This is a genomic window from Streptomyces sp. OR43 (assembly GCF_008042275.1).
Taxonomy (GTDB): Bacteria; Actinomycetota; Actinomycetes; order Streptomycetales; family Streptomycetaceae; genus Streptomyces.
Map to the genome: position 1 here is coordinate 1,925,719 of NZ_RDBK01000043.1, position 25,482 is coordinate 1,951,200.

A 25,482-nucleotide genomic window follows, 5' to 3' on the forward strand; every position below is an offset into this window, starting at 1 on the left:
TCCGCCGCGCGTCGCATCGCTCCCGTTCAGCACGCATGGCGGGTGGTCGGGCTGAGCGTGGCGGGTTCGGTGCTCGCTTCGGCCGTCGTCCTGTCCCTGGACGGGATCCCGGACATGGCGTACCTGTTCGCCGCCGCCGGTGGAAGCGCGCTGTTCATCCTGATGCCCGCGCTGTCCGGCCTGATGCTGGGGCGCCGCCGTCGGCTGACCGGGCTGCTGCGGGAGCGCAACGCCTACCTCGAACACGCCCGGTCGCTCGCCGACGAGGCGGCCCGCATGGAGGAACGGGCGCGCATCGCGGGCGAGATGCACGACCTGCTCGGCCACCGCATCGGCCTCATCTCGGTGCACGCCGGAGCGCTCCAGCTCGCCGCCGAACGTCAGGCGCCTCCGCTGGCCGCCCACGCCGAACTCCTCCACACCACCGCGGGAACGGCGATGGAGGAGCTGCGCGGCATCCTCGGCGTCCTCCGCCACCACACGGACGAGGAGAGCGGGGAGCGAGGGACCCGTGAGGATCTCTCGGCCCTCGTCGCGGATTCCCGGAGCGCGGGCGCCGACGCCGCACTGCACTGGAACGCGACCGGCGCCGCGGAAGCGGATCCCCGGACCCGCCAGGCCGTCCACCGTGTCGCCCGCGAAGGTCTCGCCAACGCCCTGAAGCACGCGTCCGGAGCGCCGGTCCGCGTGACGGTCCACGACGAGGGGGACCGGGTGGTGGTCTCCGTCGTCAACGACGCCCCGCCCGTGCCGCGTTCGCCCGGGGGCGGGAACCGCAGCGGACTCGTCGGTCTCCGGGAGAGGATCGGCCTGCTCGGCGGCACCCTCGACTGCGGGCCGCGTCCGGAGGGCGGCTTCGTCCTCGCGGCCCGGATACCCGCCCGGCCCGACGCGCCGCCCGCTTACGCCGCCTCGATGGAGCCGGTGCCCGGCGGGGCGGGATCGAGGCCTCCGCTCTCGACGGAGGTCCTCACATGGCCGCGCCTGCTGGGCGGGGGCTGCGCGGCGATGCTGGTGCTGCTGCCGACGATCGGCGGCAGCCTCATGCTGCTGATCATGGCGGTCCTAGACTGATCCGATGATCCGCGTGCTGATCGCCGACGACGAGGCGCTGATGCGCGCCGGAATCCGCCTGATCCTGGAGAACGACGACGGGATCCGGGTCGTGGCCGAGGCGCAGGACGCCCGTGAGGCCGTCGAGGCCTGCCGCGCCCACGTCGTGGATGTGGCCCTCCTCGACCTGCGTATGCCGGGTGACGGGATCGCCGCCGCCGCCGAGATCATCCGCCACTCCCCCCGTACCCGGGTGGTGATGCTGACGGCGTTCGGCGAGGAACCGAGCGTCACCCGCGCGCTGCGCGCCGGAGCCCACGGCTATCTCCTCAAGGACACCGGCCCCCGCGAGCTCATCGAGGCCGTACGCCGCGCGGCCGCCGGGGACCCGGTCTTCGCTCCGCAGGTCACCCGCCAACTGGTCGACTTCCGGACCAGGTCGGGCCGCGGCAGCGAGGCCGCGGCACGGCGGATCGCCGGCCTGACGCCCGCCGAACGGGACGTCCTGCGGCTGCTGGGCACCGGCCTGTCCAACGCGGGGATCGCCGCACAGCTCCATCTGAGCTCGGGCACGGTCAAGGCCCACATCAGCAGCATCCTCACCCGCACCGACTGCACCAACCGGGTCCAGGCGGCGGTGCTGGCGCACGAGGCGGGGCTGACCGGCTGAGACCGGGGAGGCTCGTCGGGCCGGTGTCAGTGGTTTTCGGCGGTGGGGCCGACGGCCCCACCGCCGAGGGCGGTCATCGCGAAAAGCGGTGCCCCACCGGGTTCAGGAGAACGGGAAGGGGTACGCGGTCGGTCTCAGGGGAACGGGAAGGGGTATCCGCCGGGTTCAGGAGAACCGGAAGCGGTACCCGGTCGGTCTCAGGAGAAGACGACCGACCGCACCAGCAGCCGGTCCGAGGCGCCGCCGCCCGGCCGCAGCGTGTAGTAGGCGTCGCCCGTGCAGTCCGCTTCGAGGAACACGGTCGCCACCGCGTCGGTGCGGTTCTTGGGCGCGTACGCGGCGGAGCCCGGCTCGGATCCCGGGCCCTGGATGTTGATGCACGTGGCGCTGTCGGGGTCGTTCATGAAGCCGACGGCCTCGTAGCCGTCGGACGTCAGGTACGTGTAGCGGAACTGGCCGTTGGCGGCCGAGGCCGAGCCGGCGGTGGCGAGGAGCAGAACGACGGCGCCGGCCGACGCGGCCAGGGAGGAGCGGAGACGCATGGGGGTGTTCACCTTTTCTCGGGCGTACGGAGATCAGGGCAAGCGCTGCCCGGACCGCCCGCGAGGCAATCGCCGCGTCGCCCGAACGAGGTGCGCGGAATCGTTCCTCCCGGGCATTCGGCCCTGCCGGACTCCGGGTCGGCCCCGGTCGGGCCCGGACGGTCTCGGTCGGCCCCGGACATCCCCGGTCGTCCACGGACATCCCCGGACGGGAGACGATGGTGACGCGTAAAGATCGTTTCTGCGAACCGGCCCGCTCGTTGGGTCGGACGTGAAGATCAACACGGACGCGCACGCGCAGTCCGAACAGCAACTCCTTCCTCGACTGCCTGAGTTGACCGGCCTCCTCTTCCGGGACGGAGACGAGGGCGCGGACGCGCACGGTCTCTGGCGCAAGGTGATCTCGACCGACCGGTTCCGCCATCGCGTCGACCTGCGTGCCGAGGAACGGTGGCAGCTGTCGTACGACCGGCTGCGGGCGCTGAACGAAGAGGTGCTGTGCCCGGAATCCCTGGCCCGGGATGCCCGTGGGCTGGCCGCCCTGCACGAGTGGACCTCGGTGGTGGACGGGGCCACGGCCACGGTGGCCGGCATTCACTACAACCTCTTCCTCGGCAGCCTGCTCGACGACGGCACCTCACCGGCGCGTGACCTCTCCGCATTCGCCGCGCTGAACCGCACAGGAACCTTTCTGTGCACCGAGCGCGCGCACGGCAACGACGCGGCCGCGCTGGAGACCGTTGCCCGCTACGACCGCGAACGTGACGAGTTTGTGCTGCACACCCCGCACGAGGGTGCCCAGAAGTACATGCCCAACACCGGTCCCGCCGGCGGGCCGAAGACCGCGGTGGTCGCGGCCCGGCTCCTGGTCGATGACCGGGACCACGGAGTCTTCCTGTTCCTCACCCCGCTGAGCGACCGCCACGGCACGCTGCCGGGTATCACCGTGACGCTGCTGCCCGACCGCGTCGGCAGTCCCGTGGACCACTGCGTCACCGCCTTCGACCAGGTGCGACTGCCCCGCACCGCCCTGATCCAGGGGGAGCACGGCGAGCTGCTGCCGGACGGCACGTTCAGCAGCGCCGTGGGCAGCCCGCGCAAGCGGTTCCTGCACGCGATCCGCCGGGTGACGGCCGGAAAGCTGTGCATGAGCGCGAGCACTCTCGGAGGCAGCCGCGCGGCCCTGGCGATCGCGGTCCGCTACGCGGGCATCCGGCACGTCTCCGGCCCCGCGGCCGGACAGCGCGTCCCGCTGGCCGCGCACCGCAGCCATCACGCCCGGCTGCTCACCTGCACGGCCACCGCCTACGCGATGACCTTCCTGCACCGGGCCGTCACCGACCGCTGGATCGCCCACGCCCCCGAAGACCGGGCCGAGACCGAACGACTGGTCGCGGTGGCCAAGGGCTGGATCACCTGGCAGGCCCGGGAGATCACGATCGAGAGCCGGGAGCGCTGTGGCGCCCGCGCCCTGTTCCCGGTGAACGGGCTGGCCGAGTTCGCCGCGAACGCGGACGGAGCCATCACCGCCGAAGGCGACAACCTGGCGATCTGGTGCAAGGCCGGGGCCGAGATGATCTTCGGCCATCCGCTGCTCCCGGCACCGCCGCCGGCGACCGGCCGGGAATCGCTGACCGACCCCGCCTTCCTGCGCCGGGCCCTCTCCGCCGCGGAGCGCCACTGGCACCTGGCCGCGCGGCGCGACCTGCGCGCCGGTGCCGGGGGCGACGCCCTCGGCCGCTGGAACCACGCGTCCGCCGCCGCCCTCGCCCTCGTCGGGACGTACGCGCTGGGCCGGGCCGCCGACGCCTTCGCCACGGCCTGCGCCGACGTCACCGACCCGGGCACCCGCGCCACCCTGGACGACCTGCGCGCGCTGTTCCTGCTCGACCGGCTGCCCGCCCTGTCCGGACTCCTCCTGATCGAGAACGCCCTCACCCCTGACCAGGTCCGCTCCCTCCCCGACGCGGTGCGCGCGCTGACCTCCGGACTCGCGCCGCATCTGCCGACGCTGACGGAAGCCTTCGACATCCCGGAGGAGTACCTGACGTCGCTGCCGATGCTGACATCCGTGTGAACGGCACACCGGCGGCGATATCCGGTAACGGCAGCAGGAGGCGATACCCGGTAACGGCAGCAGGACCCGCACCGCGCGTGGCGGTGCGGGTCCTGCTCAGCGCGGTGTGCGCCGCCTTGCCTCGTCGCGGTGCGCCGCCCTGCTTCGCGCGGTGTGCGCCGCCCTGCGGCGGCGGACCGTCAGCTCTCGGCGGAGTCGTCGCCCGTCTGCCCGGCACCCTCTCCCGAGCCGGCCTTCTCGCGCATCTTGCGTACGAGCTCGGCCTTCCGGTCGGCTGCGCCCTGGCGGTCGAGGTTGCGGTGCGGGCCGTTGTTCTGCCGCTCGGTGCGGGACAGTCGCTTGCGCTTGCCGCCGCCCATGCCCACGGGGTTGTTGATGTTCTTGCTCACGGTCACGGGGTTCTCCAGGTCATGATGCGAAGTGATCTACGGATGCGTCGGTGGGGGACGGGCGGCGACGTCGAAGGACATCAGCAGGCGCCCGTCACGCTCTCACTCGTACATCGGCGTCTGGAAGAACATGACAACGACGTTACCCGGTTCCGCCGACTCCGCACACCAGCCATAACGAAAAGGCCCTGGCGCCTCCGGCTCACGGCAGGCGGAGTGCGCCACGCCACCGCCGCACACCGGCCCCCTCCCGCAGGTCGCGAGAGCGACTGGGGCGAGGGGTCAGGCGGACCGGGTGTCGGGGCGGGCGTCGTACTCGGCGCGAGCGGCGTCGATGTGCGTCAGGTGATTGATGCTCCACTCCAGCAGGGGAGCGGTGGCTCCGCGGAGGGCCCTGCCCATCGGGGTGAGTTCGTAACTGACGTGCGGTGGCATGACATTGCGCACCGTCCGGGTGAGGATCCCGTCGCGTTCCAGGCCGCGCAGGGTGACGGTGAGCATGCGCTGGCTGATCCCGTCGACGGCCCGCTTGAGCTCGGTGAAGCGGCGTGGCCCCTCGCTGAGATGCCGCACGATCAACAGCGACCACTTGTCGCCGACGATGCCGAGCACCTCCCGGACCTGGCACGGGTCCTCCGGCGGTGTCGCCCGTGACGCCCCGCCCTCGGTGCCGTTCATGGTTACCTCCAGAGAACCGGGGCACCTCAATGTGCCGTATTGATCGGGGTGCGACAGGTGCCGCACGATGATTTCGGTTCCTGAAGAGTACCGAGGCACGAACGGGAACCGTCTGGTTTCTCGTGCCTCCATGCTCCGAAGAGGAAGAAGTCACCCCCTCATGTCAACTTTTCTGCTGGTACACGGTGCCTGGCACAGCGGCCGGTGCTGGGAGCGAGTGGTCCCGCTGCTGGAGTCGGCCGGACACCGCGTGTTCGCGCCCTCGCTGACCGGCTACGGCGACACGTCGCACCTGCTCGGCCCCGACGTGGGGCTCGACACGCACGTCGAGGACGTCGTGAAGCTGATCCACGAGGAGGACCTGACCGACGTGGTGCTCGTGGGCCACAGCTACGCGGGGCTCGTCGTCTCGTCCGTGGCCAACGAGGTACCGGAACGGATCGCGCATCTGGTGTACCTGGACGCGATGGTCCCGGAGCACGGCGAGAGCGCCGTCGACGTGCAGCCCATGTCCCAGCACCTGATCGACCTGGCCGCCGGGTCCGGCAGCGGCTGGCGCATCCCGCCACTGCCCGAGATGCCCGCGCCCCTCGGCCTGTTCGGGGTCACGGACCCGGCGGACGTCGCATGGCTGCGTACGACGCTCTCCGACCAGCCGGTGCGCTGCCTGCAGCAACCGGCCCGGCTGGACAACCCCGCCCTGGCCTCGGTCCCGCGTACCCACATCCACTGTGTCGGCGCCGAACCGGAAGGCATCGTGCGGCGGCCCGTCCCCGCGACACAGCCCAACGGCTCGCCGGCACGCATACGGGAACTGCCGACCGGACACGACTGCATGATCACCATGCCGTCGGAGCTGAGCGAACTGCTGCTGGAGGCCACGCTTCGGTAGCGCCGGCCGGTGACCGGGACCGCGGACGTGGGCCGAGGCTACGACGGCGCCGCGACCCGTACGTACCCCATGACGTGATCCGCGAACTCCGGGCCGGATGTGCAACCCTGAACGACCACGGGATCACGCCCGGCGCGAACGGCGGTCCGCCGACCGTTTCCGTCCTGGCGACCGCCGGAGTCCTCACCGTCCTCACCGCCCTGTCCGAGCCGCAGCTTCCTTCAGGCGTGCTCGACCTCGACCGGGCGGGCGGGAAGCTACCGGTCGGCTGGACACTCAGCCGCTCCACCGCGCACGTCACCTTCGACCTGGTCCACACCGCGACAGGCGCGGCCCGCCCCGTGGTGGGACTTCGCAGGCGTCCAGTTTGTGTGGTGCCACTGCGCCGACGACTCCGGTCACGACCCCGAACCGTGTCCCGGGACGGCAGTACACCCGCGCCGGAAGGCCCCCTGAACGGGACGAGGGCCAAGGCGCGCACCGCTATGGTGTCCTCCTCTGATCTTGGGGGGTCAACTATGCGTATATCGCTTCGCTCTGGTGTCGTCAGTGCGGCCGCGGCGATTGGCCTACTCGCTGGGGTGACAGCGCCGGCCGCGGCCGCGCCTACGGGCTACGACCGCTGTCCTAAGGGGAAGATCTGCCTGTTCGACGGAGCGTATGGCGCGGGAACCATGGCAACGTACTCCGGCAGCAAGCCGACCCTGGGTTCCTTCGAGAACAAGGCTTCGTCCCTCATCAACCGCACGGCGTCCGACTACATCTGCGTCTACACCAGATCGTCTTACCAGTACATCGACGGCGTACACGACGTTGTGATGTGGACCGGGAGCCATGAGGGTCTGGACCTGGCCGGCTTCCACGACGCCAACAGCCACCTGTCCAACAACGTCAGCTCGTTCCGTCTCGGCGGCACCTTGCACAGCTGCCTGACCGGACTGGACTACATGGAGTGGTACAACAGCAGCAATTACGACGCCCGGTCCGCCCGGACCTTCGGCGACCTCAACGCCGACGGCAGAAGCGACCTGCTGTTCCGCTCCCGCAACGGCCGACTGTGGTTCCTCCGCGGTGACGGTACCGGCACCCTCATCGGAGCCGGGTGGAACTCCATGACCGCGCTCACCAGGCACGGTGACCTCAACGGTGACGGCAAGGAGGATCTCCTCGCCCGTGATGCCTCTGGCGTGTTGTGGATATACCCGGGCAACGGCAAGGGGTGGTTCGGTACCCGCGCCAAGATCGGCGGAGGCTGGAACAGCATGCGCCGCATCACTGCGGCCGGTGACCTCAACGGCGACGGCAAGGGCGACCTGCTGGCAGCCGACACCTCTGGTGTGCTGTGGATATACCCGGGCAACGGCAAGGGGTGGTTCGGTACCCGCGCCAAGATCGGCGGAGGCTGGAACGGTATCAATGCCCTTGTCGGCATCGGTTCCTTCAACAAGGACACCACTAACGACCTCATTGCCCGTGACACCGCCGGCAAGCTCTGGCTCTACCCCGGCAATGGCAAGGGATGGTTCGGCACGCGCACCTTGATCGGTACAGGCGGTTGGCAGCGGTTCCGGTCGCTCTTCTCCGTCGGAGACGCAACCGGTGACGGCGACAACGATCTCTTCGGCGGCGGCCGTAGCACCCTCGACCTCTATGAAGGCACGGGTCAGGGCACCCTGAACTACCGCGAAAGCGACTTCCAGTGGGACGAACGCGAAACCGTCTTGTAAGAAACCACTGATATCGCAGCCACACGAGCATCAGGCACTGCCGTATCCGGGGCGCCGGCCGAGACGTCCAAGTCCCCACGGCTCGAACCGGCTTGGGGGCGCAGGGGGCGAGCACGGCGCAGACCCCGTGGGGTAGGAGCCGCCTACGGTGAGCACGTCTGCAAAGCAGGCGACGGTGCAGGCCGGCGAGATCCACGCAGCGGTCCGGGCACTGTGGGCGAATTCGCCGAAGAGGCCACCGAAGCCGACCGGGCGGCGACAAGGTGCCGCATACGAAGAAGCCCCGGGCCGCTGGTCCGGGGCTTTCTCATGGAGCGCGTGACGAGGCGCGAACTCGTGCTCTGCGCCTGGGAATCAACAGTGCTGGGACTCTGGTGCAGTCGCCTTGACCCGCATGGTGGACCGGTCCGGGTGAGGTCGGCAAGGTCTCCGGGAACCGTACTCGGCCGCTGCTGTCCGCTCCCAAGGGCACGGATGGGGCACGAGTGCCGACGATCACCTTCTCTCCTGCTGCCCACGGGTCGCCGCGATCGCGCCCAGGAGAAGCGGGCCCGGGCCCACGTTCGCGCCCGCGCGCCCTGCGAATATCCTCCGGGCGCTGCTCGGTTCTGCTGTTAGCATCGCGGCGTTTGCATGAGGCGGTACGGCTGGGGGGCCTTTTCGCCGGTACTCGCGCGACTGGTTGAGCCGACGCTGTGCGCCTCCTGTTTCCTTGGCCCTGGGGAGGGACCTCACTTTGACTCCTACGAGCAACGTCCGGCTGCGCGGAAACGGCCGAACCCGTGCCGCTCTCGCGCTGGCGCTGGCGGCGCTGACCGCGTCGACACCGGGCATCATGGCGCCGCCGGCGTTCGCCGACTCGGCCCCGAACGTCACCGTCCTGCCTGCGGCCCCGCGGTTCTCACCGCGTGCCACCTCGATCCTCAACGCCGGTGAGACCGGCTACCTGCTGGCTCAGGAGGGCGACGACCGGCTCCTGTGGATCGACTATGCGACCGGCTCGGCGTCACCTCTCGCCGTCACGCTGCCCGAGATACCGCGCTATGACTTCGACAGCGGCTACTGGGACGGCTTCCAGGGGCTGAACATCGGGGGTGGCGGCTACTACGGCGACGGCTCCGACACCGTCGCCCTCTACTCCGCCACCCCCGCACCCCACGTGACGCTTCAGAAGGGCGCGGGCGCCGTGTTCGCCGACGTACGACTGCCCGAGGGACAGTCGTACGTCGGGACGTTCGGCGACACCGTCCTGACCCGGACAGGTGAGGCGGACACGCCGACCGGCTATCACCTGCTGCGGTACGAGGCCGGTCAGGTGACGGACACACCGGTCACCGGCTTCCCCGAGGGGGCCGAGCTCGGGGGGCTGGAGGACGCCGACGCGACGTCGCTCATCCTCCGGTACAAGGACTCCACCGGCGGGTGGGGGCGCTGGGTCCTCGTGAACCTCTCGGACGGGGTGGCAAAGCCTCTCCCCGACCGTCCGGTTCCCGAGGATCCGTGGAGCGTACGTAGCTTCCGGCTCGGCGCAGGGACGATTCTGCGGAACGGGAGCGATCTCCTGGACCGTGCCGCTCCGCACGCCGTGCTTCGTACCGTCGAAACCGGCTCCGTCTCCTACGACGCGACCATGGTCCCCGTCGGCACGGCCATCTTGGCGGTCCAGCGCCAGAACCCCGGCAACAACGAGTACCGGGGTTCAGAGCTGTGGAGCCTTCCGGAGGAGGACGAGGGCCAGGCCCCACCCGTACTGCAGCAGGCGAACGCGCAGGTCGTCCTCGCGCCCGACGGCACCGCGCTCGTCGCCGGCGCGAAGACCGCGGAGGCCCAGGGCGACATCGACTGGGCCGTGCACCGGCTCGTACCGACCGCCGGCGGCGGGGTGGAGGCGCGTCGCCTCCGGACCGTCGCTCCCATGCCCGCCCGCGTCTTCGGCCTCTCCCTGGGCTCCGGCATCCTCACCACGGCGGAGAACAGCACCTACTACCAGCCGGGCGACTACTACGGGGTGTACCGGAGCACCTGGCTGAGTTCTGCCGGGCAGCCGCAGCCGGTGCGTACGACCGTGGACGGGTTGCTGAGGACCCAGAACTGCGTCACGTTCATCCCGGACCGCTGTGTCTCGCTACGGGCGAGCGGCGACGGCTTCCACGGACAGCGGACCGCCGCCGATCACGGGGGAGCCACGCTGCTCTACAAGAACGGCGAGAGCGATTGGGGACCGCGCGTCGACACGGACGGGGACCAGGTGGAGGACCTCTCCGGCCGGTTCGGCGTGACCGTCAGTGGGGTCACCGGTGACTCGCCGTCCATCGTCGAGTTCAAGCCCCCTACGGGCGGAACCATCCTGCGGCGGACCGGCTCCGCTCTGGCCGCGGTATGGGGTTCCACCCTCTGGAGCGTGGCCAAGGACAGCCCGAAGATCACGTCGCAGACCCTGCCGTCCGGTGCCGCCGGAGCGTCCTTCACCACACCCAACGCGTGCGTGCCGACGGAACTCCAGGCTGCGGGACGTTGGGTGTACTGGTCCTGCGAGGACAGCGAGTGGGGTCCCGAGGCGGGGTCGGGTGTCTACGACCGCCTGACCAAGCAGACCATGCGCGTGCCGGGACGCAACATCCGCAACGTCCTGCTCGGCGACGGCTATCTCGTCCGGCAGAGCGGGGAAGGGCTGCGGCTCTTCGACCTGCACGCCGGTCTTCCCACCACTGGCACCGTGCCGCAGCGCGTGGTCGTGAGCGCGGCCGATCTGGGTCCCAACAACAAGCCCAACCTGGGCTGGACGGTGGACCGCTTCGGCGGCCAGATCGCCTACGCGGGCGACGACGAGCGTGTCCGTATCGTCGGAACCGGGGTCCCCGCCCCGGACGCAGGCGTGATCGACTCCGTCGTCGGCGGCTCCACGTTCAACCTGGCCACCGCGGCTCCGCGCTGGTCGGGCACCTGGTGGACCTCCAAGCCCACCGGTGCGTGGCGCCTGTCGCTGACCGAGGCAGCCACGAAGACCGTGGTCCGTACCGTCTCCGGTGCCGAGGCGCGCGGCCGCGTCGATGCCGCCTGGGACGGCAAGAACGCCTCCGGGAAGACCGTGCGCAACGGGGCGTACGTCTGGACCCTGACCGCCGAGCCCGCCGACGGGGTCGGCGCCGATCTGAGGGTGACCGGCTCGGTGACCGTGACCGGTGGCGCTCCGGCACCGCTTCCCGCGTGGCGGGATGTCAGCGGTGACGGCAGGGGCGACCTGCTCGCCCGCACCTCGGCCGGGGCACTGACCGTGCGGACCGGCACGGGAACCGGCGGGCTCGGGACGGGGGCGTCGGCAACCGGATGGCCGTCGACATCGACGGTCGTGCCGTTCGGGGATCTGTCGGGCGATGGGTGCAACGACGTGCTCGTCCGCAGTTCCGCGGGTGTGCTGACCCGATACGACGGAGGCTGTGGGAAGGCGTTCTCGCCGAGTGGCGTCCGGCTGACGATCGGATCGGGCTGGCAGGCGTACAACATGCTGACCGCTCCCGGCGATCTGACCGGTGACGGACGGACGGACCTGGTGGCCCGGACCCCGGCCGGCGAACTGTGGATGTACGCCGCCGATGGCGCGGGTAAGTTCAAGGCCCGCGTGCGGGTAGGCGGCGGCTGGCAGATCTACAACGCGCTCGTCGGCACCGGCGATCTGAACGGTGACAAGGCCGGCGACCTGCTGGCCCGCGACACCGCCGGAGTCCTGTGGCGGTACTACGGCAACGGCAAGGGCGCACTGGGTGGCCGAGTGAAGGTCGGCGGCGGCTGGCAGATCTACAACGCCCTCGCGGGCATCGGTGACATCACCGGTGACGGCAGGGTGGACCTGGTCGCCCGCGACACCGCCGGAGTCCTGTGGCGCTACAACGGCACCGCTGCGGGCACGTTCTCGGCGCGAGCGAAGATCGGCGGCGGCTGGCAGATGTACAAGACGCTGTCCTGACCTGAGACGCGAGGGCCGCACGGATCCCGTGCGGCCCTTTGGCCGTCACGCCCCCAGGCACGCGCCGTGGAGGGCGTGACGGCATGCGTGTCTGTTGGCCGATCAGCTGGGGCCGGCTCGGATGTGTCCGTCACTCAGCGTCCCTCTCCGCCGACGAGCGAGGGCAGGGCGGCCGGCGGTGCGGCGAACGCGCCGGTGAGCCGTACGCTTGCGCGATCAGGCTGCGCCGAGAGTCGAACTCGCGCTCCGAGCTTGGGAATCAGCGGTGCTTGGGCTGCTGAAGTGGCTCTGACCTGGCCTTGCCCGCTGGGCTGACTGTATGGGCTATGGGATCTGGGGGCCGCACCTACCGTTGCTGTCCGCTCTGCCGGGCGGCACGGATGGGGCACGGGAGCTGGCAGTGCGACACGTGCTGCGGTCGGCCTGCCGGAGGGGGTTCCGGTTCTGCGATCTCCGGCACACCGGGCACACCCTGTCGACCCGCTCGGGTGCCACGCTGAAGGACACCATGGTGCGCGCCGGCCAGTCCTCCGAGAAGGCCGCGATGATCTACCAGCACTCGGACACCGAGCCGGTCGACCGACCGGCTGCCAGGAGGGAGATACGGGCCGTCGCAGGACGGCGGTGGTGGCTGGGATGAGCGGCCCGGTCCCTTGTCGCGACGACCGGAAAGCCGTTTTCCAGGGTCGTAGCGGCTTGGCACCGGGAACGAGCACGATTTCTGGACGCTCGCGGACGCGGCGGCAGACGGGTGACGCGTCAGCGGACTCGGAGACCGACCGCCAGCGTGAGTTCAAGGACCCGGTGTGGTGATGCGAGATCGGGAAACAGCTCCCGCAGTTGCGACATCCGGTATCGAACCGTCTGGGGATGGACGAACAATGCCGCCGCGGCCTCGTCCCGCCTGCCCTGGTGCAGCAGCCACGCTCGCAACGTCTCCTCCAGCCGTCGTGCGGTTGCGGCGGGCAAGGTCTGCAACGGTGCGAGGGCTCGGGCGCGCAGGTCCGCGAACGCGTCCTCGTCGGCGCTGAGCACCAGGTCGGGCAGGTGGTCCTCGGTGTCGCGAATGTCAGAGGAAAGGGAGCGTGCGCGTAGGGCTCGTGCGTACGAGGCGGACGCGTGGGTCCATGGCCGGGCCGGGCCGACCACGGCGGCGCGGTCGGTCAGCTGCCGTAGGAGACGTGGTCGGTCGGCATCGGGGACGAGGAGCACACCGGTGGCATCCGGCAAATCGTCGAGGACGAGGGTGCTCGGGTCGAGTGTCCGGTAGGCAGGCCGGGCCTGGGCGGCGGGCAGCAGGACGGCGGTCAGTGAAACCGGCGGCTGCCACCTGGCCCGTTGGCCGGAGGCCAGCAGCACGTCCGGGCTCGCGCCGGCGAGGAGGTCGCGGGCCAGGTGTTCCAGGTGGCGCTCGTGGGCTCTGCCCCGGGCGGCCAGTTCGTCGGCGTGGCCTGCGGCGCTCGCGGCGGAGAGCTCGTCGATGTAGGCGAAGGTCAGCTCGGCGAACTTTGCGACCCCGGCGGCGGGCAGACCTGCGGGTACGGCACCCGCTGCCAGACATCGCCAGGCGACCCGGGCGCCGACGCGGTAGGCGCTGAGCAGGGCGTCCATCGAACGGCCGTCGCGCACCTCGCCGCGGCCCAGCTCGTAGGCGGCGTCCCCGGCGTCGCCGCCTGTGGCGTTACCGCTCGCAAGGTCCAGGTAGTGCCCCAGGGCGGTGCGGACGGCTCTGCGGATGGTGGCGCCCATGCGGCCCGACAAGGCATGGGCGTAGGGAGGAACCTCGTCGATGATCGCCTGGACGACTTCGTCGGCGGTGGTCTTCAGTGCGGCCCGAAGGGCGGTGACCGTCGTCTCATCCAGGCTCAGTTCGCTGGCCCTCCGGATTGCATAGCTCATTTTTGTTCCCTGCGAACAATTCAGTCGACCAGTTTTACGTCCTGCGGTCAGGACTTTACGCCTAGAGGCGCAGCAAGCTGGAGTCATGACGAGTGGAGCCCTCCGCAGTAGGGCGTGGAAACTGCTGGAGATGGTCACGACGCCGCTGCTGCCGTCGGACTACCTCGACCTGGTCAGCCCGCTGCGTGCGGGCGCTGACCTGTGTGGGCGCATCGAGGCCGTGCACTCCGAGACCGATAACGCCGCGACTGTCGTGATCAGGCCGGGGCGGGGCTGGCGCGGCCACACAGCCGGCCAGTACGTGAGGATCGGAGTCGACGTCGACGGAGTGCGCCTGTGGCGTGCCTACTCCATCACCTCGCCGACCAACCGCCGGGACGGCCGTGTGACGATCACCGTGAAGGCGATCCCGGACGGAAAGGTCAGCAACCACCTGGTCCGCAGGGCGAAACCGGGCACGCTGATCCAGCTCGACCAGCCGACCGGTGACTTCGTCCTGCCGCAGGCCAAGCCCGCCAAGGTGCTCTACCTGACGGCCGGTAGCGGCATCACGCCCGTGATGGGCATGCTGCGCGACATCGAACTCGACGACGTCGTCATGGTCCACTGCGCGCCACGCCCTCAGGACGTGATCTTCCGCAAGGAACTGCACAGTCTGGTCGCGGACAAGAAGCTTCGGCTCGCCGAGGTGCACACCGACACGGACGGCAAGCTCGACATCGCCCGTCTCCAAGAACTCGTGCCCGACTGGGCCCAGCGCGAGACCTGGGCCTGCGGGCCCGCAGGTCTGCTCGACGCCGCCGAAGAGCACTGGACCGAAGAGGGCGTCCAAGAACGCCTGCACACCGAACGGTTCCGCCCCGGCATCGTCGTCGCCGGCGACGGCGGCGAGGTCACGTTCAGCGCCACCGGCAAGACCATCGACGCGGACGGCGCCACGCCGTTGCTCGACATCGGCGAGGAGGTCGGCGTGCTCATGCCCTCCGGGTGCCGTATGGGCATCTGCTTCGGCTGCGTCACGCCGCTCAAGGCCGGCGCTGTCCGCGACCTGCGCACCGGCGAGATCACCGAGGCCGAGCCGGGCGTCCTCATCCAGACCTGCGTGTCCGCCGCGGCGGGCCCCTGCGACATCGAACGGTAGGAGCACCTTGACCGCCATCGACCCCACCGCCCACCTGACCGCGGAGCAGATCGAGGAACTGGGCCGCGAGCTGGACGCCATCCGCGACGAGGTGATCGCCGACCGCGGCGAGAAGGACGCCGCCTACATCCGGCGGATCATCTCGGCGCAGCGCAAGCTGGAGCTGGTCAGCAGGGGTGTGCTGCTGTTCTCGATCTTCCCGCCCGCGTGGCTGATCGGCACCGCCGGACTGTCCGTGGCGAAGATCATGGACAACATGGAGATCGGCCACAACGTCCTGCACGGCCAGTGGGACTGGATGCGCGACCCGAAGATCCACTCCACCACCTGGGAGTGGGATCACGTCTCGCCGTCCGATCAGTGGAAGCACTCGCACAACGAGCTGCACCACACGTACACCAACGTGATCGGCAAGGACAACGACCTCGGCTACGGCATCATGCGCGTCGACGAGGACCAGAAGTGGCACCCCTTCCACCTCGGCCAGCCGCTGTGGAACTTCCTCAATGCCTGCTTCTTCGAGTACGGCATCGCCGCGTACGACCTGGAGCTCGGCAAGAACCTCCACAAGCGCCGCCGCAAGAACCCGGAGTTCCGCGCGCGGGCCAAGGCCGTGGGCCGCAAGATCCGCAAGCAGGTGCTCAAGGACTACGTGATCCACCCGCTGCTCTCGGGCCCCTCGTTCCTCACCACGCTCGCCGCCACGTTCACCGCGAACCTGGTCCGCAACATCTGGACCCACTCAGTGATCATGTGCGGGCACTTCCCCGAGGGCGTAAAGGTCTTCGAACGCCGGTCGATCACGGGCGAGACACGCGGCCAGTGGTACCTGCGCCAGATGATGGGCTCGGCGAACATCAGCGGCAGCAAGGCCATGCACTTCATGACTGGCAACCTGTCGCACCAGATCGAGCACCACCTGTTCCCGGACCTGCCGAGCAACCGGTACGCCGAGGTCGCGCCGAAGGTGCGCGCGCTGTTCGAGAAGTACGAGCTGGAGTACATCACCGGCCCGCTCCCCAAGCAGGTGTTCTCCGCGTGGCACAAGGTCTTCCGGCTCGCGCTGCCGAACAAGCAGCACAAGGCCGGAACGCCGGACCGTGAGCAGGACCTCATCGCCGCCTGACTTCCCGGCCGCACCTCAAGCCCTCGGTGACGTCACTGCTGCGACACGACGGCCTGCTCGGCCAGTGGAGTTCCCTGCTGCCGGGTCCTACAGCTTGGTGAGCGCACGCCGGACAGACGCGACAGTGTCATGACGGGGCGGCGCGGCAGGCCCTACTTGGGCTGATGTACTCGCCGGCCTGGCTGGCGACCGAAGCCGGTGGGCGACATCCGCGTTCCGCTCCGGGCCAACAAGACTCGCGCTCTGAGCTTGGGAATCAACGGTTCTTACGTTGTGGAACAGGCAGGTGGATGGCTCCCGGCCTCTGGGAGCCGTATCTGACCGCTGTTGTCCGCTCTGCTGGGCACGGATGGGGCACGAGAGCCGGCAGTGCGCCGCGTGCTCCGGGCGGGCCGACTGGTCAGAGGGAGATGATGCGGACTTGGTTGCCGCAGAGCTTGGTCATGTCATCGCTGTCGGAGGTCAGCAGGGCGACGGGTTTCGGCTGGCGGAGCGCAACCTCGGCGACCGTGGCGGCGATGGCGTACTTGTGCCCGTGCAGCCCGGCGCCTTTGAGGAGCTCGGCCGCCGCTTTCGCCGCCTGCTCGGTGACGGGCTCCACCTTGACACGGGACAGGGCCCAGTTGAGGCGAGGCATGTTGGTGCGGGAGTGGGTGACTTCCACGATGGTGTTGGCCCCGACCACGAGGTCGGCTCCCATGTCGTGGAAGACCTGAAGCATCGCGAGGAGCTTGCGGTCCTGCGCGATCCAGGCGGAGAGCCCTTCCGCGTCCAGGACGACGGTCTCGATGCGCTCGCTCACGCGGCGTCCGCGTCTTTGGAAGAGCCGGCGGAGCCGAAGATCCTCGCGCGGGCCTCGGCGAGCTCCTCGTCGCTGAAGCCCCCATGCTCTTCCTCGTGGCGGCGGAGGTCGTCACCCAGAAGCTGGTGCCGGATCTGGCGGGCTACGGCTTCTGCCACGTACCCGGAGACGTTGTCCGTGAGCTTGCGGAGCTCCGCCACCTGGTCGCTGGGGAGCGTGACGGTGATGCGAGTCGTTGAGGACATGCGGTAAGCATACTGGAGTATGCGTGCAGGCTTTTTGCGGCACCGATCCTTCTGGTCAAGGTTTCGCGACCGGAGGGTGCGGTTTCCGGCGCCGGGAGTACGAGCCCGCCGACCATGCGCGTATCGGTCAGAAGGGCGGTTCGAGATAGCTGCGGCCATCACCGTGCGGCCCCCAGTCCCAGGACTCCTCCAGGAAAGGCTCGGAGTCGGGGGCGTCGTGGCCCCACGCTTCGAGCGCCCTCCGGGCAACACGCCGGTTGGGGTCGTCGCCGCTGGTGTCCAGGATGGCGCGCGCGTGCACGGGGTCCGAGCGATGGCGTACTGCGTCCACCTCATCGAGGACTGCAGGCCCGCGGAAGCTGACCCGGACGCCGAACTCCTTGCAGCCACGTTGACCGAGTGGCTTGCGCAGTCCCCGTTGTCTCTGGTCATCGGCTTTGCCGAACAGCTGTCGTGGGCGCTCTACCGGCTGGACCGCAAGGAGTACGGACACGACCTGAGCGGAGATGCCTTCCTCTACACCCGTGCCGCGGTCGTCGCCGCGGGCCGCACCGAATTCGACAGCGTCCTCCAGGACCCTTCGGCGAGTCGGGCTGGTCGCGCGCGGGGCTACGACCCAGCAGCGGACCGTCACCGCCCCAGTGCTGCTCCCCCGTTCACATGCACGATCTGCGCCGTCATGTACGCCGCTTCAGGTGACGCCACAAAGTGCACCGCGGCGGCGATGTCCGAGGGGCGGCCCGCCTGGCCCGTCAGTGACTGCTTGCTCCGGGCGGCGACGAACTCGGGCGTGGCCCGGTCGCCGAAGAACTCGGTGTCGGCGACAAAGCCTGGAGCGACCGCGTTCACGGTGATGCCCTGCGGGCCGAGCTTCTGCGCCAGCTCGAGTGTGTAGGCGTTGACGGTGGCCTTGGAGCCGCCGTACGAACCGGGGCCGCGCAGCGCGGCGATGGACGACATCTGGATGATCCGGCCGCCGGGCCGGGTGAGGTGCGGTAGCAATCCTTCGGTGAGCAGCACGGCGGTGAGCACGTTGGCCTCGAAGTTGCGGCGGAAGCTGTCCGCGACGCCTTCGAGGGTGCCGTCGTGGGCCGGCGCGACGTTGCCGCCGGCGTTGGCGACGATCACGTCGACCTGCGCGCCGCCCGCGGTGCAGAACTCCACGGCTTTGCGGGCCTGGCCGGGATCGCTCAGATCGGCGGCGACCCAGGTGGCCGTTCCCGCACCATGCGCGGCGTCGAGCTCTCCGGCGGCCTTCTCCAGGGGCTCCTCGCGCCGCCCGATGAGGACGACGTGGTCGCCGTCCGCCGCAAAGACCTCGGCCACCGCCCGCCCGATCCCCGTACCGCCACCTGACACCACGACCTTGCGATGCCCCATGACCCCACCTCATATCCTCATGTATGAACGCTGGTCACATCTCTGACCAGTGACGGTACGACCGCCGGTCTTCGGTGTCAACGGGCAGGTGCCGCCCGTCGGCTCCTCGCCCGGATGACGGGGCCCCGATCCGCTCCGACATGCCCAACATCCGCCCCTTCGCCTCAGGTCACCGATCTGGAACGGCAGGCGCCGGCACCTGATCCGTGCCCCCTGCGGCCTGCTGCCTCGGCCCGCAGAGCCTCCACGCGCTGAGCAGGGATGCCTTCCCGTTTCTCCAACCCGTTTCTCCAGCAGCCCGATCACCGACGGCATCCCGAACCTCCGCGACCGCACCAACACGACGCGGACTGCCTGCCACGGGTACCTCGGCCCTTGCCTGACCAGTAAGAACGCAGTCATCAAGATCGGAAGGCAACGGTCCCTGAAGCGGCGGATGACCAAGAATCTGGCATGGATGGCACGAGACACCTGAACTGGTCCAGACAACAAAGAGGCCCCCGGCCGCTGGCCTGGGGCTTTTTCATGGAGCGGGTGACGAGAATCGAACTCGCGCTCTGAGCTTGGGAATCACCCAGCACTTCAGGGGTGATGCGGCCTTCGACCTGGGAAATTGTGCTGCTGCACATTACCTTTCGGCGGCCCGGGGACACCCCTGTTGACCGCTGGTTACCTCCGTGACTGGCACGTATTGGCACGGCGTTGGCCAGGCCGCGGAAGGCCAGTCCGTTATCGCGGCGGCTGATGCTTTTGGTGTGACGGGACGGCGCTACTGCGGGAGCCGCGTCCGGCGAACGCGCTGGGCGACGGCTGAGAAACTGGACCGTCGGCGCGCTGGATACCTGCCGCTTCAGCCCAGAACCAGGGATTCGTCGCCGAAGTCAGCCACCAGCTTGAGCTGCCCACCCAGGGCCGCCACGTATGCGGCGAGAGTCTCGACCTCGGACCGGCTGATGGCGCCCTTCTCTATGGCCGAGATGCGTCCCTGAGTGACGCCGAGAGTCCTGGCCACTGCCGTCTGCGTCATCTTCTGGCGCTTGCGTACCTCAGCGAGGCGATGCGCGCGTACTTCCGACAGCAACGTGGTGGTGCGCTGCTCGACTTCCTTGGCTTCCTCGGTGGAGAAGCCGAACTCGTCTTTGAGGTCATCCCAGTCGACGGAGCTGGCCGTCTTCGGCTTGGTGGCGCTCATGACTCCTCATTCCTGGTCATTCTGGTACGCCTTGCAGGCGTCTTCCGCTTCCTTGATCGCTGTTCGATACCACCCCGACCAGTTGCCCGCCTTGTCGCCGCCCACGAGGATCACGGCGTTGCGCCCGGGGTCGAACACGAACAGGACCCTCACCTCACTGGCTCCGGACGATCCCGTCCGCAGCTCCTTCAGATTCGAGATGCTCGATCCAGTGATGCGGTCGACCAAGGGGCGGCCGAGAGTCGGGCCCTCCTGTTGCAGGACGTTGATGGCGGCAGTGATCTGGAGGAGTGTGTCCCTGTCGGCGTTTCGCAAGCTGTGCAACCAACTCCTGGCCGGTTCGATAACGATGATCTTGAACGGCATTCACTCTCCCACCCACCAGAACATCACCTGTACATAATATCACGCAGGGGTAATATGGGCGAGGCATCTACGATGTGCTGGGCTTGTCCGAGCCCTTGCGGCGCCGGCAGCGAGAACGCCAAGGAACGCCCGACGGCCACTGACGAACAGGTCGACGCGCTCGCTGACGCCATGGGACCGAGGTGGCGGCTGATGGTCTACTTCGGCGCCTACGGGCCCATGCGCCCAGAAGAACAGGCCGCCCTCCGGCGCCCCGACGTCACTCTCGAACCTCTCGCGGTCAAGGTCCGTGACGCCCCGCCCGAGCTGACCAGCGGCCGTCGCGTCGAGGGCGACACCAAGTCGGCCGCCGGAAGGCGAACCGTCTTCCTCCCGGCCTTCCTGCACATCGAGGTGAAGCGACACCTCGACCGGTACGCCGAGAAGGAACCCAACGGGCTCCTGTTCATCGGGGAGAGGGGCGCCCCCTTCCGCCGGTCCACCTTCGGCCGCAAGTGGCGCAGGGCCCGCGCCAAGGTCGGCCTGCCGGAGGGTTTCCGCTTCTACGACCTCCGCCACACCGGCCACACCCTGTCCACCCAGTCCGGCGCCACGCTCAAGGACACGATGGTCCGCGCCGGCCAGTCCTCGGAGAAGGCCGCCCTGATCCATCAGCACTCCGATGGTGAGCGGCAACGGGAGGTCGCCAGGGGTATCGATGCTCGCGTCCAGGCCGCCCGCCAGTGTCCGGCGCGCGAAGCCTGAATTGGCCGCAGGGGCGTGTGGCACCACACCGCGCGCCCTTGCGGCCCGGGCGATAGATCTTGGCGGCGTGGAAGATTCGTCGAAAGTGCAAGATTCACGTGATCGACTAAAGTTCCTGCGGTAGCATCCTTGGAGTAACGCAAGCTGTCGTGGATCGGAGTGATGCGTGGACGCGAACGTCGACGGGCCTATGCCGTCTTGGGCCAGTGGTCGATTTGGGGAAGATGTCGCCGGCCTTCGACTCGCGATTCAGATGGGGCTCCTCGACACGGAGTCGGCGATGCTCGAGTCGCATTTGGCTGGTCGGTCCAAGCACAAGTTCGCTGCTGGGGCGGCGCGCATGACCAATCAGTACGACCGGATCGCTGAGCACGTGCTTGACCTTGGCATCCCCGGGACCGAACTCATCAAGCCTGGCACGTTCTACGAGCTTGTGTTGGTGCACAACACCATCCTCTGCCCCTACCGCGTGGACTCGGTCGACGGCTTTGAGCCGGGCGACAAGTGGCCGAAGAAGCTGTCTCTCGTGATGCGGGAGCTGTTCGCCCTTACCGATGCGCCAGCACCCCGGTGGATCGCGGATCCTCTGGTTGAAGTGGAAGGCCTGGAGCTGCTTCTTCGGCGCTCACTGGCTGATCTTGCGCAGAGGGACCCCCGCCCCGGCCTGGTCCTCATCCCGTACGAGATGAACATGAGTGGTCTGCAGCGCGCCTGGTGGGGCCAGGCGAATCTCTTGGACGATGCTGGGAACCTGCAGTGGGTGACCGAAAAGTCTCTGCTCACGACCGGTGCCGAGAGCCGTATCTACGCTGTACCGAACCAGCGCGCAGGGGATAACTTTGCCTCTGGTGATCTTCCTGAGGTTGCGCTTTCCACACGCAGCGAGGCGGCCCGTGCCACGGGAACTCCGCCGCAGAGTGAGACCGAGTACGAAGCGTTCGTGAACGCTGCTGAGGACAATGAACATTGAGCAACCGCTACTGCCGGGGACGAGCCTGGGCGGTACTTCGCCGAGGGCAGTCTGGGACGGTTTCCACGCACCTAGGCTGACTCAGGCACGTCGCCTTGCCGGCCTCACCAAGCGCGAGGTCGCGGACGGTATAGGTGTGTCGGCAGCTGCTGTTGGCCAGTACGAGGCGGGTACCAACCGTCCTCGCCCTGAGCTCATTCCTCGGTTGGCCGACGTGCTGGACGTGCCCATTCAGTTCTTCGTCGCAGGCCGCCCGATGGGTAAAGTCGATAGCTCCATGGCTCACTTTCGGGCCCTGCGTTCCACATCCGGGGCGCAGCGAGAGCGGGCCCTCGGCTTCGTCGAACAGGTTTGGGAACTCACTCACGCGCTGGAGAAGCGCGTGCAGCTTCCTCTCGTGAACCTTCCCGGCTTCACAGGAGGCGAGGTATGCCCCGGCGCCGAGCTACCTGACGACCCCGTGGGCGCTGCCCGAGCGCTCCGGCATCACTGGGGGCTGGGTGACGGCCCTGTGCGCCACCTAGCTCGCCGGATGGAAGCGAATGGCCTCATCGTCGTCGCGCCGGCGGAAGCCGAGGAGGCTGCGGCTAAAGTCGATGCTTTCTCCAGCTCCGGGCTGTTGAGACCCGTTGTAGTTCTCACGCCAAATCGCGCCGACGATGTCTACCGATACCGCTTCAGCGCGGCCCACGAACTCGGGCACCTGGTTCTCCACGCGGGTGCTACTGGCGACAGCCGTTTGGAGCGCGAAGCAGATGCGTTCGCTGCCGAGTTCCTCACCCCTCGGGAATCGATCCATCCGCTGCTACCGCAGAGGGTGGACCTTGCGCGGTTGGCCGGCCTGTCGCAGACCTGGGGCGTCTCGGTGAACTCGCTCGTCTACCGGTACCGCGAACTTGGGCTCGTCTCTGATGCGACGATCAGTCGTGCGTACCAGCGGTTGCGAGGGCTCAGCGCGGAGCCCGGTTTCGCCCCGCAATCGGTACGTGGGTACCCCGGCGAACAGCCGGTGATGCTCAGTAAGGCATTCGAGCTGGCAGAGCAAGACACGGGACTGACAATACGTGCGCTTGCTGCGGAACTTGCGTGGAAGCCGGCGAGGGTACGTGAGCTGCTGGGGATGCCAGATAGTCGCCCGGTGCTGAGGCTTGTGTGACGAGGCCGCAGGAAGGGGCGCCCCCTGTCTGTGGCTGCCGACTGGTCTGCAAGTTCCATTTGCCGACGGACGCGCGGCAATCAGGGGGCGGGCGCTCCGCTGCAGGATTTTCGCTTCTCCGCCCTGGCGAGTCGTAAGGGGTTGTCACCCTCAGAGCCCAGTTCCACGTCGGCCCGCTGATCCAGCGGGCCGGCGCGCGTGCCCGGTACCTCTGGGGCTGCCTCCGCCGTCCATAGCTGTGGAAAGTCTTCACCAAGCACGAAGTGCTGGTTTCCCTGGAGGCCATGGGCCTGGTCGCTCTCGAGGCGCAAGCCTGCGGCCAACTCGTCTTGTACCAGCCTGCGCCCCGCCTCAAGGAGGCCCTTGCAGCTTCCAGAGCGGTCACTGACTTCACGCGCTCCGCCGCTCGCCCGCGTCCTCGAATGCCTACAAACCGCGCCCGGCCTGCCGCCCCCGCTTTAGCAAGCAGACTACGCGAACACCACCCGCTCGCAGCGACCGTTCAGACCCTGGCCGAACTCGGCGGCCCGTTCACATGAACATCGCTCGGTCGAGCATTCCCTCGTCCAGTACCGGCTGTCAGTGCGGTGGTCTACCTTGCGGTCCAGTCAGTTTCAGGTGCCGTACGGCCATGTATGAAGAACGAGGGTGCCGCCATGAGGAGATGCGCGGTCTGTAGGGCGGATATCAGCCACCGGCACGGCCTTGCGAAGTACTGCTCTAATACCTGTGCCGTAGAGGCACGCCGTCCCACCATGCTTGTCTGCGAAGAGTGCGACACCCCGTTCGCTCGGCCAAACCGTCCGGGTGCTCCGCCCCGCTACTGCTCCGAGGAACACCGGGCTGCTGCGGCAACCCGCAAGTCGACGGGCTATCACGCAAGGCGCATGGAAGAGCTTCGCTTGCAACGGGGTGACAGAAGGTGCGAAGTCTGTGGGGCCGATATCAATCACCGCCAGGGCGGCGCAAGGTTCTGCGACCAGCAGTGCCGCTATGACGCTCAAGGTCATGTTCCACACCAGCCCACATCCCATGAGGAGCGACTGCGCAAGCGTCGAGAGAAGCGGGCCGCCTCACGACCGGTATCGGTGACTCTGCAGTGCAAGCACTGTGGGGGCCTCTTTGACGAGCCTGGAAACAAGACGGGGCGCAAGCCTCAGGGCTGTCAACCGTGCCGCGATCTCGATAAGCCTCAGGCGCGCTCGGGACCTCATGCTTGCAAGGGTTGCGGTCTGACCGTTCCGACCGAGCGAGGTGGTCTCGCCCTCTACTGTTCTATCGGCTGTCAGGTCACCACGAACAATCTCGCGCAGGCGCAACGGCGCAAGGTTGATCGGGCAGAGGCCAAGCGAGACCGGCAGTGCGAGGTCTGCGGCCAGGCGATCGAGGTACGGGAACACGGTCTCCGTAAGTACTGTGGCCATGGCTGCTGGTACCGCGCCAACTACGTCCCCAGGCCGAAGGATAACGCCTGCGCTTGGTGCGGAGATGCGCTGTTCCATCGTCGTGCCGGTGCCAAATTCTGCGGACAGTCCTGCTACTTGAAGGCCCAGTACAAGCGTAAGGTCGGTACAGCTCTTCGCTCACGCCCTTGTGGTTACTGCGGAGAGAAGATGCCGCTCAGCACCGCGCACCGTGTCTACTGTTCGGGCCGCTGCTCCCGCCGTGCCTACTTCGAGGCGAACCGGGAGAGGGTCCGGGCCGCAAAGCGCCGCGGAAACCACCAGCGCCGCGCGATGCTCGCCCAAGCCGCGCGATACAACGTGACCGATCGTGACCTCTCCAGGCTCTGGAGCCAGTATGGGAACGGTTGCGCCTACTGTGGCGAAAGATCCTCGTCTCTTCATCAGGAGCACGTCGTCCCCATCTCCAGGGGCGGAGTCGACGGCATCGGAAACCTGGTCCCTGCCTGTCCCCACTGCAACCTCGCGAAAGGCGATCGGACCGTCATGGAGTGGCGCCTCGGGAAAAAGTCCCCCCGCTACACATGAGGCGATTCTCGGGTCTGGCGGGGATCGCCTAGGCGAGGCATGACGCAAGCAGTACGAGGTGGTGCCCTGCGCGCCTTCCGAGCAGGGCATTCGTGCGAGATGGGGCACGCGGAGGGCACGACACTCGACAAGAGGTCTAGACAACAAGAAAGGCCCCGGTCATTGACCAGGGCCTTCATCGAAGAGCGGGTGACGAGAATCGAACTCGCGCTCTGAGCTTGGGAAGCTCATGTTCTACCATTAAACTACACCCGCGTAGCGCACTGGCTGACCAGCGACGCATCGTCCCACACTGTACCCCATTGCGGCCCCCCCGAGGCATGAGCCCCGGCGTGAGGCGCGCGGGGAGGCGTGGTGGGATCCGGCGGGAGTCCGGTGGGGTGGGCGGTGGTGGACGGGGGTGTGTTGTGCGGGAGTTGGGGGCGTAGCGTGGGTGGTCGGAGTGCCGCGTGCGGTGGCGTCCTGTTCATCCCCTAAT

The 25,482-nt window shown here is 68.5% G+C and carries 21 protein-coding genes, 1 tRNA gene and 3 pseudogenes; 14 read left to right on the forward strand and 11 right to left on the reverse strand.

Translation table 11 applies throughout. The annotated features are described in order from the left end of the window. A partial coding sequence (locus tag EAO72_RS27455) for a sensor histidine kinase (protein WP_148022067.1) occupies positions 1-1,074 on the forward strand: 1,074 nt, incomplete at its 5' end. A 4-nt stretch (positions 1,075-1,078) separates the two neighbouring features. Then, a complete protein-coding gene (locus EAO72_RS27460; protein WP_148019865.1) occupies positions 1,079-1,723 on the forward strand; it encodes a response regulator in 645 nt (214 codons plus the stop codon). A 197-nt stretch (positions 1,724-1,920) separates the two neighbouring features. Here the strand turns inward: EAO72_RS27460 and EAO72_RS27465 are convergent, their stop codons facing one another. Continuing rightward, the gene (locus EAO72_RS27465; RefSeq protein ID WP_187285235.1) at positions 1,921-2,265 is read right to left on the reverse strand and encodes a hypothetical protein; all 345 of its coding nucleotides are present in this window, start codon (positions 2,263-2,265) and stop codon (positions 1,921-1,923) included. 271 nt (positions 2,266-2,536) lie between these two features. Here EAO72_RS27465 and EAO72_RS27470 point away from each other — a divergent pair, with 271 nt between their 5' ends. Next, the gene (locus EAO72_RS27470) at positions 2,537-4,342 is read left to right on the forward strand and encodes an acyl-CoA dehydrogenase family protein (protein ID WP_315986315.1); all 1,806 of its coding nucleotides are present in this window, start codon (positions 2,537-2,539) and stop codon (positions 4,340-4,342) included. 179 nt (positions 4,343-4,521) lie between these two features. Here the strand turns inward: EAO72_RS27470 and EAO72_RS27475 are convergent, their stop codons facing one another. Together EAO72_RS27475 and EAO72_RS27480 are read right to left on the reverse strand one after the other, a co-directional pair. After that, a complete protein-coding gene (locus tag EAO72_RS27475; RefSeq protein ID WP_187285236.1) occupies positions 4,522-4,737 on the reverse strand; it encodes a DUF6243 family protein in 216 nt (71 codons plus the stop codon). Between the two features lie 276 nt (positions 4,738-5,013). Continuing rightward, positions 5,014-5,409: a winged helix-turn-helix transcriptional regulator gene (locus tag EAO72_RS27480; RefSeq protein WP_148019866.1), complete on the reverse strand. Its 396-nt coding sequence runs from the start codon at positions 5,407-5,409 to the stop codon at positions 5,014-5,016. A gap of 160 nt (positions 5,410-5,569) precedes the next feature. Here EAO72_RS27480 and EAO72_RS27485 point away from each other — a divergent pair, with 160 nt between their 5' ends. The 4 genes and pseudogenes from EAO72_RS27485 to EAO72_RS27500 all read left to right on the forward strand — a co-directional run. Further along, positions 5,570-6,301, forward strand: coding sequence for an alpha/beta fold hydrolase (locus tag EAO72_RS27485; RefSeq protein WP_148019867.1), 732 nt, complete (start codon positions 5,570-5,572; stop codon positions 6,299-6,301). Positions 6,302-6,882: 581 nt separating this feature from the next. Then, the gene (locus EAO72_RS27490; RefSeq protein WP_187285237.1) at positions 6,883-8,028 is read left to right on the forward strand and encodes an FG-GAP-like repeat-containing protein; all 1,146 of its coding nucleotides are present in this window, start codon (positions 6,883-6,885) and stop codon (positions 8,026-8,028) included. A 736-nt stretch (positions 8,029-8,764) separates the two neighbouring features. Further along, positions 8,765-11,992: an FG-GAP-like repeat-containing protein gene (locus EAO72_RS27495; RefSeq protein WP_148019869.1), complete on the forward strand. Its 3,228-nt coding sequence runs from the start codon at positions 8,765-8,767 to the stop codon at positions 11,990-11,992. A 408-nt stretch (positions 11,993-12,400) separates the two neighbouring features. Beyond that, positions 12,401-12,632 (forward strand): annotated as a pseudogene (locus EAO72_RS27500) (tyrosine-type recombinase/integrase); the annotation flags it as partial. Positions 12,633-12,751: 119 nt separating this feature from the next. Here EAO72_RS27500 and EAO72_RS27505 read toward each other — a convergent pair. Further along, a complete protein-coding gene (locus tag EAO72_RS27505) occupies positions 12,752-13,891 on the reverse strand; it encodes a PucR family transcriptional regulator (protein ID WP_148019871.1) in 1,140 nt (379 codons plus the stop codon). A gap of 85 nt (positions 13,892-13,976) precedes the next feature. On the opposite strand from EAO72_RS27505, the gene EAO72_RS27510 reads away from it, so the two are divergent. Together EAO72_RS27510 and EAO72_RS27515 are read left to right on the forward strand one after the other, a co-directional pair. Next, positions 13,977-15,032: a ferredoxin reductase gene (locus EAO72_RS27510; RefSeq protein ID WP_148019872.1), complete on the forward strand. Its 1,056-nt coding sequence runs from the start codon at positions 13,977-13,979 to the stop codon at positions 15,030-15,032. Positions 15,033-15,039: 7 nt separating this feature from the next. Further along, positions 15,040-16,158, forward strand: coding sequence for a fatty acid desaturase family protein (locus EAO72_RS27515; protein WP_148019873.1), 1,119 nt, complete (start codon positions 15,040-15,042; stop codon positions 16,156-16,158). A gap of 400 nt (positions 16,159-16,558) precedes the next feature. On the opposite strand, the gene EAO72_RS27520 is transcribed toward EAO72_RS27515, so the two are convergent. The 3 genes from EAO72_RS27520 to EAO72_RS42230 all read right to left on the reverse strand — a co-directional run bounded on the left by EAO72_RS27520 (position 16,559) and on the right by EAO72_RS42230 (position 17,536). After that, entirely contained in the window at positions 16,559-16,960 is a 402-nt protein-coding gene (locus EAO72_RS27520; RefSeq protein ID WP_148019874.1) for a DNA-binding protein, read from the reverse strand. After that, positions 16,957-17,205 (reverse strand): type II toxin-antitoxin system CcdA family antitoxin, encoded by a 249-nt coding sequence (locus EAO72_RS27525; RefSeq protein WP_073787485.1) that lies wholly within the window; start codon positions 17,203-17,205, stop codon positions 16,957-16,959. The genes EAO72_RS27520 and EAO72_RS27525 overlap by 4 nt, the downstream gene beginning before the upstream one ends. A 127-nt stretch (positions 17,206-17,332) precedes the next feature. Beyond that, positions 17,333-17,536 carry a hypothetical protein gene (locus EAO72_RS42230; protein ID WP_187285440.1) on the reverse strand — a complete coding sequence of 68 codons (204 nt, stop codon included), beginning with the start codon at positions 17,534-17,536 and terminating at the stop codon, positions 17,333-17,335. On the opposite strand from EAO72_RS42230, the pseudogene EAO72_RS27530 reads away from it, so the two are divergent. Beyond that, positions 17,519-17,779: pseudogene (locus EAO72_RS27530) on the forward strand (DUF4240 domain-containing protein); the annotation flags it as partial. The gene EAO72_RS42230 and the pseudogene EAO72_RS27530 sit on opposite strands and share 18 nt — an antisense overlap. Positions 17,780-17,835: 56 nt before the next feature. Here the strand turns inward: EAO72_RS27530 and EAO72_RS27535 are convergent. From EAO72_RS27535 to EAO72_RS27545, 3 genes are all read right to left on the reverse strand, one after another. Continuing rightward, positions 17,836-18,585, reverse strand: a complete 750-nt coding sequence (locus EAO72_RS27535) for an SDR family NAD(P)-dependent oxidoreductase (protein ID WP_148019875.1) — start codon at positions 18,583-18,585, stop codon at positions 17,836-17,838. A gap of 850 nt (positions 18,586-19,435) precedes the next feature. Next, positions 19,436-19,777 carry an XRE family transcriptional regulator gene (locus tag EAO72_RS27540; RefSeq protein ID WP_148019876.1) on the reverse strand — a complete coding sequence of 114 codons (342 nt, stop codon included), beginning with the start codon at positions 19,775-19,777 and terminating at the stop codon, positions 19,436-19,438. 6 nt (positions 19,778-19,783) lie between these two features. After that, on the reverse strand, positions 19,784-20,143 hold the full coding sequence (locus EAO72_RS27545) for a type II toxin-antitoxin system RelE/ParE family toxin (protein ID WP_148019877.1): 360 nt from the start codon (positions 20,141-20,143) through the stop codon (positions 19,784-19,786). Positions 20,144-20,233: 90 nt separating this feature from the next. On the opposite strand from EAO72_RS27545, the pseudogene EAO72_RS27550 reads away from it, so the two are divergent. From EAO72_RS27550 to EAO72_RS44155, 4 genes and pseudogenes are all read left to right on the forward strand, one after another. After that, positions 20,234-20,887, forward strand: a pseudogene (locus tag EAO72_RS27550) (tyrosine-type recombinase/integrase); the annotation flags it as partial. A 166-nt stretch (positions 20,888-21,053) separates the two neighbouring features. Further along, the gene (locus tag EAO72_RS27555; RefSeq protein ID WP_148019878.1) at positions 21,054-21,857 is read left to right on the forward strand and encodes a hypothetical protein; all 804 of its coding nucleotides are present in this window, start codon (positions 21,054-21,056) and stop codon (positions 21,855-21,857) included. Then, complete coding sequence (locus EAO72_RS27560) at positions 21,847-23,013, forward strand: helix-turn-helix domain-containing protein (RefSeq protein WP_148019879.1); 1,167 nt, start codon at positions 21,847-21,849, stop codon at positions 23,011-23,013. Before EAO72_RS27555 ends, EAO72_RS27560 begins: the two co-directional genes overlap by 11 nt. A gap of 1,736 nt (positions 23,014-24,749) precedes the next feature. Beyond that, complete coding sequence (locus EAO72_RS44155; RefSeq protein ID WP_410090544.1) at positions 24,750-25,004, forward strand: HNH endonuclease; 255 nt, start codon at positions 24,750-24,752, stop codon at positions 25,002-25,004. A 184-nt stretch (positions 25,005-25,188) separates the two neighbouring features. On the opposite strand, the gene EAO72_RS27570 is transcribed toward EAO72_RS44155, so the two are convergent. Continuing rightward, a tRNA-Gly gene (locus EAO72_RS27570) sits at positions 25,189-25,259 on the reverse strand. Positions 25,260-25,482: the final 223 nt, after the last annotated feature.

What these genes read in the sequence shown, in the direction of transcription:
- EAO72_RS27510 (WP_148019872.1), top strand. Translation starts at nt 13,977, where the DNA reads ATGACGAGTGGAGCCCTCCGCAGTAGGGCGTGGAAACTGCTGGAGATG.
- EAO72_RS27545 (WP_148019877.1), bottom strand. Translation starts at nt 20,143, where the DNA reads ATGCCGTTCAAGATCATCGTTATCGAACCGGCCAGGAGTTGGTTGCAC.
- EAO72_RS27535 (WP_148019875.1), bottom strand. Translation starts at nt 18,585, where the DNA reads ATGGGGCATCGCAAGGTCGTGGTGTCAGGTGGCGGTACGGGGATCGGG.
- EAO72_RS44155 (WP_410090544.1), top strand. Translation starts at nt 24,750, where the DNA reads ATGCTCGCCCAAGCCGCGCGATACAACGTGACCGATCGTGACCTCTCC.
- EAO72_RS27480 (WP_148019866.1), bottom strand. Translation starts at nt 5,409, where the DNA reads ATGAACGGCACCGAGGGCGGGGCGTCACGGGCGACACCGCCGGAGGAC.
- EAO72_RS27525 (WP_073787485.1), bottom strand. Translation starts at nt 17,205, where the DNA reads ATGTCCTCAACGACTCGCATCACCGTCACGCTCCCCAGCGACCAGGTG.
- EAO72_RS27460 (WP_148019865.1), top strand. Translation starts at nt 1,079, where the DNA reads ATGATCCGCGTGCTGATCGCCGACGACGAGGCGCTGATGCGCGCCGGA.
- EAO72_RS27485 (WP_148019867.1), top strand. Translation starts at nt 5,570, where the DNA reads ATGTCAACTTTTCTGCTGGTACACGGTGCCTGGCACAGCGGCCGGTGC.
- EAO72_RS27560 (WP_148019879.1), top strand. Translation starts at nt 21,847, where the DNA reads ATGAACATTGAGCAACCGCTACTGCCGGGGACGAGCCTGGGCGGTACT.
- EAO72_RS27505 (WP_148019871.1), bottom strand. Translation starts at nt 13,891, where the DNA reads ATGAGCTATGCAATCCGGAGGGCCAGCGAACTGAGCCTGGATGAGACG.
- EAO72_RS27540 (WP_148019876.1), bottom strand. Translation starts at nt 19,777, where the DNA reads ATGAGCGCCACCAAGCCGAAGACGGCCAGCTCCGTCGACTGGGATGAC.
- EAO72_RS27465 (WP_187285235.1), bottom strand. Translation starts at nt 2,265, where the DNA reads ATGCGTCTCCGCTCCTCCCTGGCCGCGTCGGCCGGCGCCGTCGTTCTG.